This is a genomic window from Rhizobium sp. P32RR-XVIII, from assembly GCF_012641395.1.
GTDB lineage: Bacteria > Pseudomonadota > Alphaproteobacteria > Rhizobiales > Rhizobiaceae > Rhizobium.
The window spans coordinates 1-1,249 of the sequence record NZ_JABAIH010000074.1 but is presented as its reverse complement, the minus strand read 5'-3'; the positions used below and the strand labels follow the sequence as shown (position 1 = coordinate 1,249).

The window sequence follows — 1,249 nt, the reverse complement described above, 5'->3', positions numbered from 1 at the left end:
GCGCCCCTGTGCCCGCCTCGACCGATACGATGCAGCTGACCGCGCTCGCAGAACGAACGCTTATGATCGTACGATGGGCAAAGACGAGCCGCCGCGCCGTCGAGTTCAGCCTGCAGCGTCTGAAAAGCGCGCGCAACGCCGAAATCTCGGTCGCTATCAACAATGTAAAGCCGAAAAGACACGCCCAATACAGCTTCAGTGACTCGGAATTATTCGCTAGATCTTTGATGAAATACTACAATTTTAAAACATGAACTCAAACTTATTAGAATAAATCAATTTTCCTTGGCCGCAACTGTATCCGGCGATGTAAAAATGAGTGGGACGAAGGTGCTGCAATGACAAACAACGGTAAAGTTGCGTTGATTACAGGTGTAACAGGTCAGGATGGTGCGTATTTGGCCGAAATGCTCCTGGAGAAGGACTATATTGTCCACGGCATCAAGCGGCGCTCATCGTCCTTCAACACCAGTCGTATTGAGCATCTCTACGAGGATCCCCATGTTGAGAACCCTCGGTTTATCTTGCATTTCGGGGACATGACCGACTCAACGAATCTCATCCGAGTCGTTCAGGAAACGCAGCCTGACGAGATCTATAATCTCGCCGCACAAAGCCACGTTCAAGTCTCTTTCGAGACGCCGGAATATACGTCTAATGCGGATGGAACTGGCACCCTTCGGCTACTTGAAGCAATTCGTCTTCTGGGCCTGACCAAGAAAACCCGCTTCTATCAAGCATCTACCTCGGAGCTCTATGGTAAAGTTCAGGAAGTCCCGCAGAGTGAAACGACACCGTTCTACCCTCGATCACCCTACGCGGCTGCCAAGCTCTATGCCTACTGGATCGTGGTCAACTATCGCGAGGCATATGGCATGCATGCCTCGAACGGCATTTTGTTTAATCACGAAAGTCCGATCCGAGGCGAAACATTCGTGACGCGTAAAATCACCCGAGCGGCCGCGGCGATCCATCTCGGGCTGCAGGATCGGCTCTATCTCGGCAATCTGGACGCCAAGCGCGACTGGGGACATGCGCGAGAATATGTCCGCGGCATGTGGCTGATGTTGCAGCAGGACGAACCAGAGGACTATGTTCTTGCGACCGGCGAAACGCACTCGATTCGCTCCTTTGTTGAGAAGGCTTTTGCCAAGGTTGGCATGCCGATCGATTGGCGTGGGGAGGGTGTCGAGGAAAAGGGCTATGATAGGATATCCGGTCAGTGTGTTGTGGAGGTCGATCCAGCCTA

Annotated in this window: 1 protein-coding gene and 1 pseudogene; both read left to right on the top strand. The window is 52.4% G+C overall.

The genetic code is table 11. The annotated features are described in order from the left end of the window. A pseudogene (locus tag HGP14_RS35100) lies at positions 1–254 on the top strand (CpsD/CapB family tyrosine-protein kinase); the annotation flags it as partial. A gap of 84 nt (positions 255–338) precedes the next feature. Beyond that, positions 339–1,249, top strand: a 911-nt coding sequence (gene gmd, locus HGP14_RS35095) for a GDP-mannose 4,6-dehydratase (RefSeq protein ID WP_168834372.1), incomplete at its 3' end; no start/stop codon positions are given.